The following is a 15210-nucleotide window of genomic DNA, read 5'->3' on the forward strand; positions in this document are numbered from 1 at the left end:
CTTCTCTCCTCGCGTCCGGCGTCGCACCGCGTCACCGGGGCGCGGGAAGGCCCGGCGCCCGCCCCCGGCTGTCTGCGGGCGCCCCGCCGTGCCGCGCGCCCGGGTGGCGGCTCCCTTGCTTCCGTCAGACCCCGTCGGGCCCTGTCAGCCCCCGTCGGACCGTGCCCTCCGCGAGGCCGGGAGCGGTGTCCGGCGCGGAGGTGCCGTCCTCCGCCTCCGCCGCCTCCTCCCCGGCCGCGCCGCCCGCCCCGGACGCCGCGGCGCGGGCCAGGCGGGGGCGGAGCACGGTCCGGAGGTAGTCCTCGACGGTGGCGTCCAGGCCCACGTCGCGCTCGGCCCGCTCCGACATCAGCCAGCGGTGCTCCAGCAGTTCGTGGTAGATCTGCGCGACGTCCGCGGAGCCGCGGAGTTCCTTGGGCACCCGGCGGACGGTCGGCCGGAAGACGTCCCGCACCCAGCGGTGGGCCAGCACCTCGGGGCGGGCGCCCAGCGGATCGTCCGGCGCGTAGTCCTCCTGCGTCATCATCCACGTCTCCAGATCCCGCAGGAGGCTGCGGGCCTGGTTCTCCTCGGCGTCCATCCCCGTCAGGCGGAGCAGCTGCCGCTGGTGGTGGCCGGCGTCGACGACCTTCGGCAGGAACGTCACGGCGTCGCCGTCGGGAGTGGCCTGGATCTGCATCTCCGCCACGTCGAAGCCGAGCTCGTTGAGCCGGCGGATGCGCCGGTCGATGTAGTGGCGCTTGGCCAGCGGGTACACCGACTGCCGGGTCAGCTCGTGCCACAGTTCGGCGTAGCGCTCCGCGATGGCCGTGCCGAACTCCACGGGGTCCACCGACGGGTGCAGCGAGCCGCCCGCCTCCAGGTCCATCAGCTCGCCCGATATGTTCACCCGGGCGACCTCCAGGTCGTACTCCCGCTGGCCCCGGCTCAGTCCGGGCTGGAGCTGCCCCGTCTCCGCGTCGACCAGATAGGCGGCGTAGGCGCCCGCGTCGCGCCGGAAGAGGGTGTTGGAGAGCGAGCAGTCGCCCCAGGCGAAGCCGTCGAGGTGGAGCCGGACCAGCAGCACGGCCAGCGCGTCCAGCAGCCGGTTGATGGTGCTCGGCCGCATCGTCGTCTCGAACATCGAGCGGTACGGCAGCGAGCCGTCCAGGTGGCGGGTGATGAGGACGGGCTCCAGCGGTTCCCCGCGCGGGTCCGTCCGGCCCGTCACCACCGCGAGGGCGTCCACGGCCGGGACGGCCAGCCGGTCCAGATCCCGCAGCAGCTCGTACTCGCGCACGGCCGCCCACTCGCCGACCTCCTTCACCGCCACCACCTCCTCGCCCGCGCGGGCGAACCGCACCACGTGACGGGAGATCCCGCGCGGCAGCGCCACCAGGCACGACTCCGGCCAGTCCACCAGCGGCACGTCCCAGGGCAGGTCGAGCAGGGCGGCCGGGTGCTCGGGCGAGGTGGCGGTGATGCGCAGTTCCATGGGGACAGTCTGCGGCAGGCGGCCACGGGGCTGGGCAGCGGTGGGAGGTGAGGTGCCGGGAGGGCGGGGAACGGCCCGGGAGGCGGTCTCCGCCCACGGCGAAACCCGTACGGGGCCGGGCCGGTGCCGTGGTGGGGTGGCGGGATGGACATTCTGGTGCTGGGCGGGACGGCGTGGGTGGGCCGCGAGGTGGCGCGGGAGGCGGTGGCGCGGGGGCACCGGGTGACGTGCCTGGCCCGCGGGGAGAGCGGGGACGTCACGGCAGGGGCGCGGCTGGTGGCCGCCGACCGGCGCGACCCCGGCGCGTACCGGCCGCTGCTGGGGCACGACTGGGACGCCGTCGTCGAGGTCTCCTGGCAGCCCGGTTTCGTCCGGGACGCCCTCCACGCGCTGGGCGGCCGGGCCCGGCACTGGGCCTACGTCTCCTCCGTCAGCGTCTACGCCTCACACGCGGAACCGGGCGCCGACGAGACCGCGCCCCTCCTGGCCCCCACCGAGCGGGGCGAGGTGGACCGCTCGCTCTACGGCGAGGCGAAGGCCGCCTGCGAGCGGATCTCGGCGGACGCCGTGGGGGACCGGCTCCTCATCGCCCGCGCCGGCCTCATCGGCGGCCCCGGTGACCACAGTGACAGGACCGGCTACTGGGTGGCCCGTGCCGCGCGCGACCCGCACGGGCCGATGCTCGTCCCGGACGAACTGGAGCTCCCGACCCAGACGGTCGATGTACGGGACCTCGTCGCCTGGCTGCTCGACGCCGCCGGCGCGGGGACCACCGGCGCGTACGACGCCGTCGGCCCGGTCCTCCCGCTCGCGGAGTGGATCGGGCTCTCCCGGGAGACCGGCGGCCACACCGGCCCGGTGGTCACCGCCGGCTCGGACTGGCTGCGGGAGCGGGGCGTGGCCCCGTTCATGGGGCCCGGCTCGCTGCCGATGTGGCATCCGGAGCCGGGCTGGGAGGGTTTCTCGGCCCGCACCGGCGCGGCGGCGCGCGCCGCCGGCCTGCGCCACCGGCCCCGCGCGGAGCTGCTGGCCGACACGCTGCGCTGGGAACGCGCGCGGGGCCTCGACCGGGAGCGGCGCGCGGGGCTCGGAGCCCGCCGCGAACGCGAACTGCTCGCCGCCCTCGGCTGACGGCACGCGACGGCCGCCCCGGCGCGGGCTCCGCCGCCGGCGGCCCGCGGGCGGGCCCGCAGGGGGCGGAGCCCGCTCGGGGCGCCGGCCGGTTCCGTGCCGTGTGAGCCGGGAGGCTTCACCTCCGCGCAAGGGCTCTCGAGGTCACCGGAACGATGGCTCGCAGATGACCCGACGAGAACTCTCGGCTCTCCGACCGGCTCGGACGGCCGCCCCGCTCAGAATCGTCTCCACAGCATTCACCGGGTTGAGAGGCTCCACGAGTTCTTCGCCGGCGACGGCCACGAGGCGCGCGGGTGGATCACCGTTCAGCAAGGCGCTCACGTATGCGATGGCCTCCGCGGGCGAGAGCACGGGCAGCCTCTGGCGCAGCGCCCGCACAGCGTGCATGCGTCCGCGCGCGGCGGCGACTTCGCACAGCGCGTCGTGCAGGTCGTCCACTGCGGTGCGCACCGGTAGCCCGCGTATCCGGGCCCGATAGTCGGCCTCCCACTTCCCCGTCACCGCGGAGACGGCGCCGATCCGGTGCAGTCCACCGTCGACACGGTCGACCAGGTACGGACCGTTACCGGCCAGCATGGACGCCGGGTTCCCGGTGCGTACGAACTCCTCGGAGTTCCAGGAGACGATCCACACCAACTCGTGTTCCTCGACGCCGACCACGGCCATCCGCATGGCGTCCACACCCGCGGCCCGCCACCGCCGGCAGTCGCGCTCCAGCTGGTCCTCGACCGCCTGAACGGCGGCCTCTCGCTCGATCACGCAGGCAGCTTCCCGCACGGACCCCTCTCCCGGCCAGCGAACCCGCACGGCCCAGGGGCACGTACGAGGGGGTTGACGGACCTTCTTGGCCAGGGACACGACCGCCCTGGAGTACATACTCCGCGCCAGTATCTGCGCAGGGTGATTCGAGGGAGAAGCAGTGTCCCTTCCGTGCCCGGGGGTACTCGCGGTAACAGGGCGTGCCACCCTGATCACCGGCGCGTCCGCCACGGCCCACCCCGCCCCGCCGGTCCCTGGCCCGGCACGCCCCGCACGCGCCCGGCACACCCGGTGCGCCCAGGACGGCGTTCCGGCGCCGGGCGGCCGGGGTGGCGGAGCGCAGCGCAGCAGAGCCCGAGTCCACCAGGTCCAGCAGGCAGGAGCCGCCCGTGTCCCTCGCATTACCCCGTACGCCTGACCTGACGCGCCGCCACTTCCTCGGCGCCACCGCCCTCCAGGCCGCCGCCGCGGCCGGACTGACCACCGTCTCCGCCCCGGCGTCGGCCGCCGACCGCGGGGCCGCAGCCGGTGACTCCTTCCCCGCCGTCGTCGTCGGCTCCGGCTACGGGGCGTCCGTCGCGGCCCTCCGGCTCGGTGAGGCGGGAGTGACCACCCTGGTCCTGGAGATGGGCCGGCTCTGGGAGGAACCCGCCGCCGACGGCAAGGTCTTCTGCGGCATGCTCAATCCCGACCGCCGGTCGATGTGGTTCAAGGACCGTACCGAGGCGCCGCTGGACACCCTGCTCTGGCTGGACGTGGTGAACCGGCCCATCGACCGCTACCCGGGGGCGCTCGACCGGGTGAACTTCGAGGAGATGTCCGTCTACGTCGGGCGCGGTGTGGGCGGCGGTTCGCTGGTCAACGGCGGCATGGCCGTCACCCCGGCCCGCTCCCACTTCGAGAAGGTCCTGCCCGGGGTCGACGCCGACGAGATGTACCGCACCTACTTCCCGCGCGCCCGCGCCATGCTGGGCGTGAACTCCGTGGACCCGGACTGGTTCGGCTCCACCCCGTACTACCGCTACGCGCGCGTCGCCCGTGACCAGGCCCACCAGGCCGGCCTGACCACCGCTTATGTGCCGAACGTCTACGACTTCGGCTACATGGAGCGTGAGGAGCGCGGCGACGTGGCCGCGTCGGCCCTCGCGAGCGAGGTCATCTACGGCAACAACCACGGCAAACGCAGCCTGGACAAGACCTACCTGGCCGCCGCCCTCGGCACCGGCAAGGTGACCCTGCGCACGATGAGCGAGGTGGAGTCCGTCCGGCCGGAACCCGGCGGCGGCTACGTGCTCGCGGTGAAGGAGATCGACGTGAACGGCTCCGTGGTGAGCCGTTCGGAGGTCTCCTGCCGGTATCTCTTCCTCGGCGCCGGCAGCCTCGGCACCACCGAACTCCTGCTGCGCGCCCGCGAATCGGGCGCCCTGCCCGGCCTCGGCGAGGAACTCGGCACCGGGTGGGGGCCCAACGGCAACATCATGACCGGCCGCGCCAACCACCCCTGGAACCCCACCGGCGCCCGGCAGTCCGCGATCCCCGTGCTGGCCATCGACGACTGGAACCACCCCACGCACCCCGTCTTCGCCGAGATCGCGCCCGTTCCGGCCGGCATCGAGACCGGGATCAGTCTCTATCTGGCCATCACCGACAACCCCGAGCGCGGCACCTTCGAGCTCGACCCGGCGAGCGGGAAGCTGCGGCTGAACTGGCGGCGGGGACAGAACGCGCCCGCGGTGGCCTCGGCCAAGTCGCTGTTCGACCGCGTCAACCGCGCCAACGGCACCAGCTACCGCTATGACCTGTTCGGCGACGACCGTGCCTTCGCCGGCGACTTCTGCTACCACCCGCTCGGCGGCTGCCCGCTGGGCGCGGCGACCGACGCCTACGGGCGGCTCCCCGGCCACCCGGGACTGTATGCGGTCGACAGCTCGCTGATCCCCGGCTCGATCGGGGTCAACCCCTTCGTCACGATCACCGCGCTCGCCGAGCGCAACATCGCCCGGGTGCTCGCGGAGGACGTGACCACGGGCCGCTGAGGCGGGACGGAACCGGGCCCGGGAGACGGGGGACGGGCCGGGGGCGGACCCCGGAAGAGGGGGCCCGGCCCGGCCACCGGGCCGGTTTCCTTGCGCCAACTTCCGTCACCGGCAGGAGAATCCTGTGTGAACCATTTACGAATGAACCTCCCGCTGCTAAGAGTGGGAGCGCTCCCATTTCCTCGGACGGTCTCCCTCCACCTGACCGCCCGGGAGCGGGGAGCGGCGCCACGCAGTTCCACGTCAGTCGGACACGATCCGGCGGCGCGGAGCCGCCCGGCCGGCCGCATTCCAGCGGGCCGCCCGGACCGGTCCCGGCCCGCCGGATGACCCCCAGAGGAGACCCCCACATGTCCACTCGGCAGTCGGACCGCAAGAAGTCCACGGTCCTCCGCACCTCCCGCTCGGCGGCCCTCGCCGGAGCCGGGCTGTTCGCGCTCGTCATGGCCTCCATGCCGTCCCCCGCGGCGGCCCACGGCGCCACGATGATGCCGGGCGCGCGGAACTACCTCTGCTACGAGGACCTGATCCGTAACAACCACCAGACGCCGTCCAACCCGGCCTGCGCCGCCGCGGTCCAGGCGACCGGCACCACCCCGCTCTACAACTGGTTCGGCGTCCTGGACTCCAACGGCGGCGGCCGTACCGTCGGCTACATCCCCGACGGCAAGCTGTGCAGCGGCGGCGACCGCGGCCCGTACAACTTCTCCGCCTACAACGCGGCGCGCGCGGACTGGCCGAAGACGCACCTCACCTCCGGGGCCAACGTCCAGATCAAGCACTCCAACTGGGCGCACCACCCGGGCAAGTTCGACGTCTACATCACGAAGAACGGCTACAGCCCGACCAAGTCCCTGGCCTGGAGCGACCTGGAGAAGCTGCAGACCGTCACCAACCCGCCGCAGAACGGCGGCGCCGGCTCCAACGGCGGTCACTACTACTGGAACCTCCAGCTGCCGCAGCGGTCCGGCCAGCACATCGTCTACATCCACTGGACCCGTTCCGACAGCCAGGAGAACTTCTACTCCTGCTCCGACGTCGTCTTCGACGGCGGCAACGGCAACGTCACCTACTGACCGGAGCCGCGCGCCCGGGCCGCCGGAGCGGGCCCGGGCGCGGGGCGACGGGGTCTCACCGTGAGCCGGGGCGGGGACCCGCCGGGCGTCTGCCCGGCGGGTCCCCGCGCCGTTCCGGCCCCGTTCACGTCCGGCCCCGGCGTGGCTCAGAGGGGCAGGGCGAAAACGGGCACCGGGGCGGTGAAGGCCCCGGCGGGCGCGGGCGTGCCGGTGGCCGGGTCGACGGCGAAGACCGTCACCGTGCCGGACCGCTGGTTGCTCGCGAACATCCACGCCCCGTCCGGGGAGAGCGCCAGATGGCGCGGCCAGTCGCCGCCCACGGCCACGGTGCCCAGCAGCCGCAGCTCCGCGCCGTCCCGTTCGACGGCGAAGTGGCTGATGCTGTTGTGGCCCCGGTTGGTCAGATAGGCGTACGCCCCGTCCCCGCTGACCACTGGCTGCGCCGGGTAGCTGGTGGTGTCACCGGTGCCGGTGGGCTGCGGGGTGCCGGGGGTGAGGCGCCCGGTATCGGGGTCGTAGCCGCAGACGGCGATGGTGTCGTTCAGCTCGTTGGCGAGATAGGCGTGCCGGCCCGACGGGTGGAAGGCGAGCGCCCGCGGGCCCGCGCCGGGCGGCAGCGTGGCGACGGAGACCCGGATGAGCGTCCCCGCTGACACGTCCAGCCGGTAGCTGTGGACGCTGTCGCTGCCGAGATCGACGGCGAGGACATGGCCGCCGTCCGGGGTGGTGAGGATCTGGTGGGCGTGCGGGCCGGTCTGCCCGGGGCCGGGCGGCGGGTCGGTGTGCGTGACCAGGTCGGTGCGTTCCCCCAGTGAGCCGTCCGCCGCGATGGGGTGGACGGCGACGGACCCGGAGCCGTAGTTGGCGCTCAGCAGGAACCGGCCCGAGGGGTGCACGGAGAGGTGACAGGGGCTGTCGCCGCCGGTGGGCCGGGAGTTCAGCACCTCGTGCCGGCCGTCCTCGGTGACCGCGATCGCGGTCACCGAACCGGGCTGCCCCTCGCCCACGGCGTAGAGCGCGCGGCCCGAGGGCGCAAGGGCGAGGAACGAGGGGTCGGCCACCCCGGGCACGGTGCCGGTGGCGGTGATCCGCCCGCTGCCGGTGTCGTACGAGGCCAGCCCGATGCCGGTGCCACCGCCGGGCTGGGAGGTGTAGGTGCCCAGGTAGAGCGGGCGGGCGGCGAGCGGTCGCGGGTGCCCGGCCGGGGGCGGGACCGCCGCCGGGGACTGGGCCCGGGCGGACGAGCCGGTCACCGCGGTGACGGCGGTCGCCGCCGCCGCGGCCAGCAGGGCGCGGCGGCCCGGTGACGATGTGCTGCTCATGCTGGTGCTCCTCGCGTTCGGTGGGGGGTGTGTGGGGGTGTGGGGCGCGGGGCGGGGTGAGCCGGAGCGGGCGGGTGCGAGAGAGGGGGCGGACGGCCCCGGAGCGCCGCCAGCCTGGCCCACCCGGCCGCCTCCCACAAGACGCCCTGCGCTGTCGCTGGTCCGGCCTCGGCCCCGCCGTGCCCCGCCCCGGGCCGTCGGCCGGCCCGGCCGGGTCACCTGCCCATACCTGCGGCTTTCCGGCCCGGTGTGACGTTTCGCCCGGATCGCGGTGGCAACCCGGCCGGGAGCGGCGGTCGTGGAGCCGCCGGGAACGCCGCGCGGTCCGTACGCACGGCCCGGCACGGCGCGAGAGCACGAGGAGCCATCCCATGGAGCACGACACGTTCATCGGGCAGGTGCAGGCGCGCGCCCACCTGCCGAACCGCGGGGACGCCGAGACGGCCACCCGGGCCAGCCTGGAGACGCTCGCCGAGCGGGTCCCGTCGACGCTCGCGGAGAAACTGGCCGATCAGCTGCCGCGCGAGATCGGCGAGCACCTGCGCAGGGTGGCGCGGGCCGTGGACGAGCCCGTGACCGGCGTCCGGATGGACAGTCACGAGTTCTTCGAACGCGTCGCGGAGAGGGCCCACACCGGCTACCCCAAGGCGGTCCACGAGTCCCGGTGCGTCCTGGAGGTGGTGGACGAGGCCACCCAGGGCGGGATGACGGAGAAGATCCGCGCGGCCCTCGACGCCGAACTGGCCGAGGTGCTCTTCTCCGGCAGCGAGGGCCCCACGCACCACGCCTGAGCGCGACGGCGTCCGGGGTGAGGGCCACCGGGGCCCGGGGGGTCAGGCGCCGGCGGCGCCGAACCACCGCCGCAGCCCGTCCTCCAGGGACGTCTGGCCCTCACCGACCCACGCCACGTGCCCGTCGGGGCGCAGCAGCGCGGCGGGCACATCCGGCCCCGGGCCGCCACCGGTGACCTCGGCGTCTCCGGTGGTTCCGCCGTCTCCGGCGGTTCCGGCTTCGGGCCGGGGGCCGGAGTCACCGGCGTCGACGACGCCTTCCTCCCAGTCCACCCGGTCCACCCGGTCCGCCCAGCCCGCCACCGAGAGCCGGCCGGTCCGGTCGAGCAGCAGGCCGCGACCGCCGTGCGTCAGTTCGTAGAGGCGGCCCTGCTTCAGCGGAAGATCGCGCATCCGCCGGCCGAGCAGGTCGTGCCCCTCGCCGAGGTCGTAGCGGATGCCGATCGCGGTGATCATCTCGGTCATGTACCGGTTCACCTCCGCGATCTCCATCAGCTGGGTGAACACTCCCCGCAGCGCGGTCGTCCCGGGGTCGGTCCCCAGCAGGGCGAACCCCGCGCGGGTGTGGTTCAGCACGGCGGCGCCGACCGGGTGCCGCTCCTCGTGGTAGCTGTCGAGCAGCCCGTCGGGGGCCCGGCCGGTGACCTCGGCGGCCAGTTTCCAGCCGAGGTTGAACGCGTCCTGGACGCCGAGGTTGAGGCCCTGGCCACCGGTCGGCGGGTGGATGTGCGCCGCGTCGCCGGCCAGCAGGACCCGTCCCACCCGGTAGCGCTCGGCCTGCCGGCTGGCGTTGCCGAACCGGGAGAGCCACCGGGGCGCGCGCGCACCGAAGTCGGTGCCCGCGTAGGCCCGCAGCCGGCCGCGGAACTCCTCCAGGGTGGGCGGGGTCACGCGGTCCTCGGCCACCCCGTCCGCGGGCACGATGACGCGGTACAGGCCCTCCCCGAGCGGGTGGGCACCGAACCGCAGCTCCGTCTCGCGGACCTTCCCGGTGGTGGCGGCGATCACCGCCGGGTCCTCGGTCATCTCCATCACGCCGAGCAGCGTCTCGGCCGTCGCGGGATCACCGGGGAAGTCCACACCGAGCTGCTTGCGCACCAGGCTGCGGCCCCCGTCGCAGCCGACGAGGTAACGCGAGCGCAGCCGCGTGCCGTCCGCCAGCCCGACGGTCACCCCCGTCTCGTCCTGGCTCACCGCGACCACCTCACAGCCGCGCCGGATCTCGGCCCCGAGTTCGAGGGCCCGTTCGCCGAGCAGTCGCTCGGTGACGGGCTGCGGGGTGGCGAGACCGTACGGGTGGGCCGTGTCCAGGCCGTCCGGCCACGGGGTGACGATCCCCCCGAAGAGACCGCCGACCTGGAACTTCTCACTGACCGCGAGGAACCGGCCGAGCAGCCCGCGCTGGTCCATCACCTCCACGCTGCGCGTGTGCAGCCCCTGCCCGCGGGACTCCCCGGTCGGCTGGGCCAGCCGCTCCAGCACCACCACGCGCACGCCGTGCAGGCGCAGTTCGCTCGCCAGCATCAGGCCCGTCGGCCCGCCGCCGACCACGATCACGTCATCCATCAAGACCCCCTGTTCCCACGGCCGCGACCCGGCCGTGCACACGCCGCGAAGCGCGCTTATACCGCGAATCCCTGATTCCGTCAGGTTCCGGCTCAGGCCGGAGATTCTGCAGCACAAGGGGGGTCTTGCCGCAAGGCCCCCGGTGCGCTATACCTTGAGAGTGGCAAGGAGCGTGTGACCTCCTTGCCTTTCCTTGTGTCCCGGACCGCCGGGTGCGGGGCGTCCGCGGCGCCGGCCGGGTCATCGGTGCCGGTGGTCCGGTGCGCCGGGCCCGGCGCGGGGCGGGTCAGCCCACCGGTGTTCCCAGGAAGCCGAGCAGCAGCAGCCCGAGCCGGTCCGCGGCGTCCAGCGGGATCCAGTGCCCGCACCCCTCGATGCGCCGGTACTGCCAGGGGCCGGCGACATGGGTGGCGGAGGCCGTCATGGCGCGCTCCGTCAGCAGGGTGTCCCCGCTGCTCCAGACGCCGAGCACCGGCACCGTGGCGGGCACGGGCGTCACGCCGTACGGCGGGGAGACGAACACGTCCGGCGGTACCGCGGCGCGGTAGAGCGCGAGCGCGGCCCGCAGCGCCTCCGGCTCCCGGAGGCGGGCGGCGACCTCGTCCGCGTCCGGGTGGCCGCTCCACTCCCGCAGATTGCGGAAGTCGTCCTCGGCGAGCCACCGTTCGGCGACCGCGGGGAACTGGAAGAGCAGCATGTACCAGGACTTCTCGCGCTGCGCGGAACCGCCCGCCGCGAAGGCCGCGGGGTGCCCGGCGGACAGCGCGGTGAGCGAGGCCACGCGCTCGGGGTGCGCCGTGGCCAGGCGCCAGGCGACGGTCGCGCCCCAGTCGTGCCCGACGACATGGGCCCGCTCCACACCCAGCCGGTCGAGAATGCCGAGCTGGTCCCGCACATGGTGGGCGAGGCCGTACTCCGGCACGGTCCGCGGTCGGCCGGAGCCGCCGAACCCCCGGAGATCGGGCGCGATCACGCGGTGGCCGGCCACGGTGAGGAAGGGGATCTGCCGGCGCCAGAGGGCGTGGGTGTCGGGAAAGCCGTGCAGCAGCAGGACGGCGGGGCCGTCGCCGCGGGTGTCGAGCACTTCGAGTGAGGTGCCGTCGATGTCGATACGCAAGGGACGGAGCCTTTCGGTACCGGTGGGCGAGGGAGTGGCCCGGCGGCGTGCGGGGCGGAGCGCGGTGGGCGGTGCCGGGTCGTGCGGGGCCGGGCAGGGCGGTGCGGGCGGTGCCGGGTCGTGCGGGGCCGGGCAGGGTGGCGCCGGGCGGGCGGCGCCGCTCCGCGCGGGGTGGCCCGGAGCCGTACGGCGCGGGAAACGCGTGACGCGCCGGTACCGCCTCGCGGGCTCGCCGCGCGGTGCGGTGGGGGCCCGTGGGCCGGATGGTGCGCGGAGACGTGGTGCGGGGTGGCCGGACGCCACACCGTGCCCGGTGTGGCCGTCCCGTCGCGGTGGGTCACGGCCGTCGCCCGCGCCGTACGCGGCCGCTGAAGGGCGGGGCGGCTGCGCTGTCCGCGCCGTGCGGCGGCGCGTGAGGACGGGAGGGTGCTGCCGTGTCCGGCCGCGAGGGGCGGCGGGCCGGGGCCGGGAGGAGGGGCCCGGCGCGGCCCGGCGTCGGCGCCACTGTAGCGGGCGCCGGCCGTGTGCCCCAGAGCGGATCGGGCCGGTGGGGAGAACCGTGAGCGGTGCACCGGGGGCCGGAACGGCCCGGAACCCTCTTGCGGGGGAGCCCGGTCACCGCTCCATGGGGCGGGCGTTGCTTCACGGGGTGGGCGCAGGCGGAGGTGCGGCGGTGTGGACGCCGGGGGCGCCGGGCAGTCGGCGGTCCTGCGGTGCCGCGGTGTGGGCCGGGCCCGGGACTGCGGCGTGCCCGGCACCGGGGGCCGGGCGGTGCCGGGCGCCGTGGGGGTGGAGCCTGTGGCCGGTGGCGGGGGCTTGTGGCCCCCGGCCCGGCCGTGCGGAAGGTGAGGGAAGCGTTCCGGTGGCCGGCGGCGGAGTGCCGCCGGCCCTGGTGGGTGGCTCAGGAGACGGTCAGTAGACGGAGGCCTCCCGCGAGGTCTGCCGGATGCCACCCGCACCGTTGAAGATCCGGTTGCCCCAGCTCGTCAGCGCGTTCTTGTCGAAGTTGGCCACCATGTCGAGGTATTCCACGCCACCGCTGTTCCCGCTCCAGGACCAGCCGAGGTAGCCGATGCCGCGGGCCTGGGTCTCGGCGAAGATGGTGTCCTCGTCCGGGTTGCCGTCGGAGTGGTTGTGGCCGAACTCGCCCACCACGAGGGGGAGTTGCCGGGAGGCGAAGGCGTTCAGATAGTCCCGGATCTCGGCGGCCGTGTCGTAGACGCCGTACATGTGGACCGAGAAGATCGTGTTCCGGTCGGGGTCGGCGGCGAAGACGGCCGGGGCGTTGTCGCGCATGACCCCCGCCCAGTCCTGGCCCCAGTTCGGCGCGTCCACCATGATCGCGTGGTCGAAGCCCGCGTTGCGGAGCTTGGTGACGGCCGAGCGGGTGTCGTTCGTCCACCGGGTGGCATTGTTGTTCCCGAAGGGCTCGTTGCCGATGTTCACCACGACGTAGTCCTCCTGACCGTCCAGCGCGCTCTTGACGCTGATCCAGTAGTCGGCCGCGTTCGCGAGCGTGGTGGCGGCGGATTCCTCGCCGTAGCCGGTGGTGTCGTGCACCTCCAGGACGCAGATCAGCCGGTTCTGCTTGCACCGGCCGACGACGTTCCGCACGTCGTTCACGTCGTTCCGGGTCCAGCGCGCGCCCGAACTCAGCACCACGCGCACGGTGTTGGCGCCGAGGGACTTGATGTCGGCCAGCGCCTGCGTGGTCCGCGAGGTGTACCAGGTGTGGGCGTGGTTGACACCACGCATGACGAAGGGCGAACCGTCACGCTCGACGATCTTGCCGCCGCTGACGTGGATACCGGTGGCCGCGGCCCGCGCGGGCGCGGGACGGCCGGTCTCGGCCGCGGCCTGGGCGGTGACCGCCGCCGGGGCCAGCAGCCCCAGCACGGCCGCGACGGTGAGGACTGTCCGCTTTCTCATCAGGCGACTCCTTGGTGTGGGGGCCCCGGAGGGGGTGGGGGTGTCGCTCGCCGCCCGTACCGGTGGGGACGAGGGCGGCCACCGCCCTTTTGACATCGTTGTCAGAACCGAGCTGGGACAACGATGTCAACCCCGGGTGAACCCGAGGTGCGGAGGCGGTGGGACAGTGTGTACGGGGCCGCGGGGGAGGTGTCAAGTGCCCCTGCGGGCAACGGTGCCGGGGTTGCGCGGCATCGCCGGAGGGCGAACCGCGCCGCGCTCCCGGCCGCGCGTGGGGCCCGCCGTGACCCCGCGCTCCGGGACCGGGGGAGGTCACCGGTGTGACGAGCCCTTCCGGAGGTGAGTCGGGTGAGCGAAACGCGGGGGGAGTGCCGGGGCGACGGAGAGCGCGCCGGCCCGCCGCCGGGGGCGCGGATCGCTCATGGGGCGCGGGGCGATCGGGAGTACGGCCGGGGTCCGCCCGGCCCGGCGGTCCGGGCCCAGGGCCACGTGCCGTGGCGACGGGCCCGGGTGCGGGGAGGGGCGGGTCCGCCGGGCCGGGCGGCTCTCCCCGGACCGTGGTCCATCGCGACGGGACGGCCCGGGCCGGGGTCGCCGGTCCGGGCCGGGAGGGGGCCGCGCCCGTGCTGCCGTCAGCCGGTTACCCGGCAACCCGTTCGAAGACCGCGGCGAGCCCCTGCCCGCCGCCGATGCACATCGTCTCCAGGCCGTAGCGGGCCTCCCGGCGGCGCATCTCGTGCGCCAGGGTGGCCAGGATGCGGGCGCCCGTGGCGCCGACGGGGTGGCCCAGGGAGATGCCGGAGCCGTTGACGTTGATCCGCTGCTCGTGGTCGGTCTCCGTCAGGCCCAGCTCGCGGGTGACGGCGAGAGCCTGGGCGGCGAACGCCTCGTTCAGCTCGATGAGGTCCAGGTCGCCCAGCGCCAGCCCCGCGCGGTCCAGCGCCGTCCTCGTCGCCGGCACGGGGCCGATGCCCATCGTCCCGGCGGGGACGCCCGCGCGGGCGAAGGAGACCAGCCGCAGGATCGGGGTCAGCCCCAGCCGCTCGGCCGTCTCCGCGCCGGTCACCAGGCAGGCCGCCGCCGCGTCGTTCTGGCCGCTGGCGTTTCCGGCCGTGACGGTCGCCTCCGGGTCGGACTTCCGCATGATCGGCTTCAGTGCGGCCAGTTGCTCCGCCGTGGTGTCGGGTCGGGGGTGCTCGTCCGCCGAGACCACCGTCTCGCCCTTGCGGGTCTTCACCGTGACGGGGACGATCTCGTCCTTGAAGTACCCGGCCGCCATGGCCCGGCCCACCCGCTGCTGCGAGCGGAGCGCGAGGGCGTCCTGGTCCTCGCGGCTGATGCCGTACTCGCGGCGCAGGTTCTCCGCCGTCTCGATCATGCCACCGGGCACCGGGTGGTTGACGCCGCCCGCGGTGACACGGCCCCGGGCGAGCGCGTCGTGCAGCTCCAGGCCGGGGCCCTTGACGCCCCAGCGCGCGTCGTGGGTGTAGAACGGCGCGGCGCTCATCACGTCCACCCCGCCCGCGATCACGACCTCGCTGAAACCGGCGCGGACCTGCATCGCCGCGTCCAGGACGGCCTGGAGGCCGGAGCCGCAGCGGCGGTCGATCTGCGTACCGGTGACCGACACGGGGAGCCCGGCGTCCAGAGCGGCCACGCGGCCGATCGCCGGGGCGTCGGAGGTCGGGTAGGCGTGTCCGAGGATCACCTCGTCGACCCGTTCCGGCGCTATGCCGCTCCTGTGGACCACCTCCGCGACGACCAGCGCGGCCAGCCCCGCGGGACGCTGCCCCGCCAGTGCCCCGCCGAACCGGCCGATGGGGGTGCGCAGCGGTTCGCAGATGACGATGTCGGAGGAGTGTCCGGGCATGTCGGGGGCCTTTCCGGGAGGAGAGGGCAACTCTGCTCCCGACCTTGTCACCTCCGGACCGCCCTGGTCCACTTCCGGTCCTCGGGGAACGGAAGCGGACCGGGGGGCGGGTCCCCGGACCGAGCGGTGTCCGCCT

The 15210-nt window shown here is 74.6% G+C and carries 10 protein-coding genes and 1 pseudogene; 4 read left to right on the forward strand and 7 right to left on the reverse strand.

Annotated elements, in window-relative coordinates; genetic code table 11:
- Positions 1-124 precede the first annotated feature (124 nt).
- Positions 125-1474, reverse strand: a complete 1350-nt coding sequence (locus HCK00_RS06360; RefSeq protein ID WP_168100794.1) for a DUF4032 domain-containing protein — start codon at positions 1472-1474, stop codon at positions 125-127.
- 144 nt (positions 1475-1618) lie between these two features.
- Here HCK00_RS06360 and HCK00_RS06365 point away from each other — a divergent pair, with 144 nt between their 5' ends.
- Entirely contained in the window at positions 1619-2605 is a 987-nt protein-coding gene (locus HCK00_RS06365; protein ID WP_168100795.1) for an NAD-dependent epimerase/dehydratase family protein, read from the forward strand.
- A gap of 144 nt (positions 2606-2749) precedes the next feature.
- On the opposite strand, the gene HCK00_RS06370 is transcribed toward HCK00_RS06365, so the two are convergent.
- Positions 2750-3367, reverse strand: coding sequence for a YrhB domain-containing protein (locus HCK00_RS06370; RefSeq protein ID WP_168100796.1), 618 nt, complete (start codon positions 3365-3367; stop codon positions 2750-2752).
- Between the two features lie 389 nt (positions 3368-3756).
- Between HCK00_RS06370 and HCK00_RS06375 the strand changes: the two genes are divergently transcribed.
- On the forward strand, positions 3757-5403 hold the full coding sequence (locus tag HCK00_RS06375) for a GMC oxidoreductase (protein ID WP_168100797.1): 1647 nt from the start codon (positions 3757-3759) through the stop codon (positions 5401-5403).
- Between the two features lie 443 nt (positions 5404-5846).
- Positions 5847-6473, forward strand: a pseudogene (locus HCK00_RS06380) (lytic polysaccharide monooxygenase auxiliary activity family 9 protein); the annotation flags it as partial.
- A 152-nt stretch (positions 6474-6625) separates the two neighbouring features.
- Here the strand turns inward: HCK00_RS06380 and HCK00_RS06385 are convergent.
- The gene (locus HCK00_RS06385; protein WP_168100798.1) at positions 6626-7801 is read right to left on the reverse strand and encodes a lactonase family protein; all 1176 of its coding nucleotides are present in this window, start codon (positions 7799-7801) and stop codon (positions 6626-6628) included.
- 371 nt (positions 7802-8172) lie between these two features.
- On the opposite strand from HCK00_RS06385, the gene HCK00_RS06390 reads away from it, so the two are divergent.
- Positions 8173-8592, forward strand: coding sequence for a DUF2267 domain-containing protein (locus HCK00_RS06390; protein WP_168100799.1), 420 nt, complete (start codon positions 8173-8175; stop codon positions 8590-8592).
- Between the two features lie 42 nt (positions 8593-8634).
- On the opposite strand, the gene HCK00_RS06395 is transcribed toward HCK00_RS06390, so the two are convergent.
- The 4 genes from HCK00_RS06395 to HCK00_RS06410 all read right to left on the reverse strand — a co-directional run bounded on the left by HCK00_RS06395 (position 8635) and on the right by HCK00_RS06410 (position 15074).
- Complete coding sequence (locus HCK00_RS06395; protein ID WP_168100800.1) at positions 8635-10158, reverse strand: FAD-dependent monooxygenase; 1524 nt, start codon at positions 10156-10158, stop codon at positions 8635-8637.
- A gap of 286 nt (positions 10159-10444) precedes the next feature.
- Positions 10445-11275 (reverse strand): alpha/beta fold hydrolase, encoded by an 831-nt coding sequence (locus tag HCK00_RS06400; RefSeq protein ID WP_168100801.1) that lies wholly within the window; start codon positions 11273-11275, stop codon positions 10445-10447.
- A 912-nt stretch (positions 11276-12187) separates the two neighbouring features.
- Positions 12188-13204, reverse strand: a complete 1017-nt coding sequence (locus HCK00_RS06405; protein WP_168100802.1) for a glycoside hydrolase family 5 protein — start codon at positions 13202-13204, stop codon at positions 12188-12190.
- A 640-nt stretch (positions 13205-13844) separates the two neighbouring features.
- Positions 13845-15074, reverse strand: coding sequence for an acetyl-CoA C-acetyltransferase (locus tag HCK00_RS06410; protein WP_168100803.1), 1230 nt, complete (start codon positions 15072-15074; stop codon positions 13845-13847).
- Positions 15075-15210 lie beyond the last annotated feature (136 nt).

This window comes from Streptomyces zingiberis, assembly GCF_012034935.1.
Lineage (GTDB): Bacteria > Actinomycetota > Actinomycetes > Streptomycetales > Streptomycetaceae > Streptomyces > Streptomyces zingiberis.

Coding starts and splice junctions, on each gene's coding strand:
- HCK00_RS06405 (WP_168100802.1), bottom strand. CDS start 13,204: ATGAGAAAGCGGACAGTCCTCACCGTCGCGGCCGTGCTGGGGCTGCTG.
- HCK00_RS06360 (WP_168100794.1), bottom strand. CDS start 1,474: ATGGAACTGCGCATCACCGCCACCTCGCCCGAGCACCCGGCCGCCCTG.
- HCK00_RS06395 (WP_168100800.1), bottom strand. CDS start 10,158: ATGGATGACGTGATCGTGGTCGGCGGCGGGCCGACGGGCCTGATGCTG.
- HCK00_RS06410 (WP_168100803.1), bottom strand. CDS start 15,074: ATGCCCGGACACTCCTCCGACATCGTCATCTGCGAACCGCTGCGCACC.
- HCK00_RS06390 (WP_168100799.1), top strand. CDS start 8,173: ATGGAGCACGACACGTTCATCGGGCAGGTGCAGGCGCGCGCCCACCTG.
- HCK00_RS06385 (WP_168100798.1), bottom strand. CDS start 7,801: ATGAGCAGCACATCGTCACCGGGCCGCCGCGCCCTGCTGGCCGCGGCG.
- HCK00_RS06365 (WP_168100795.1), top strand. CDS start 1,619: ATGGACATTCTGGTGCTGGGCGGGACGGCGTGGGTGGGCCGCGAGGTG.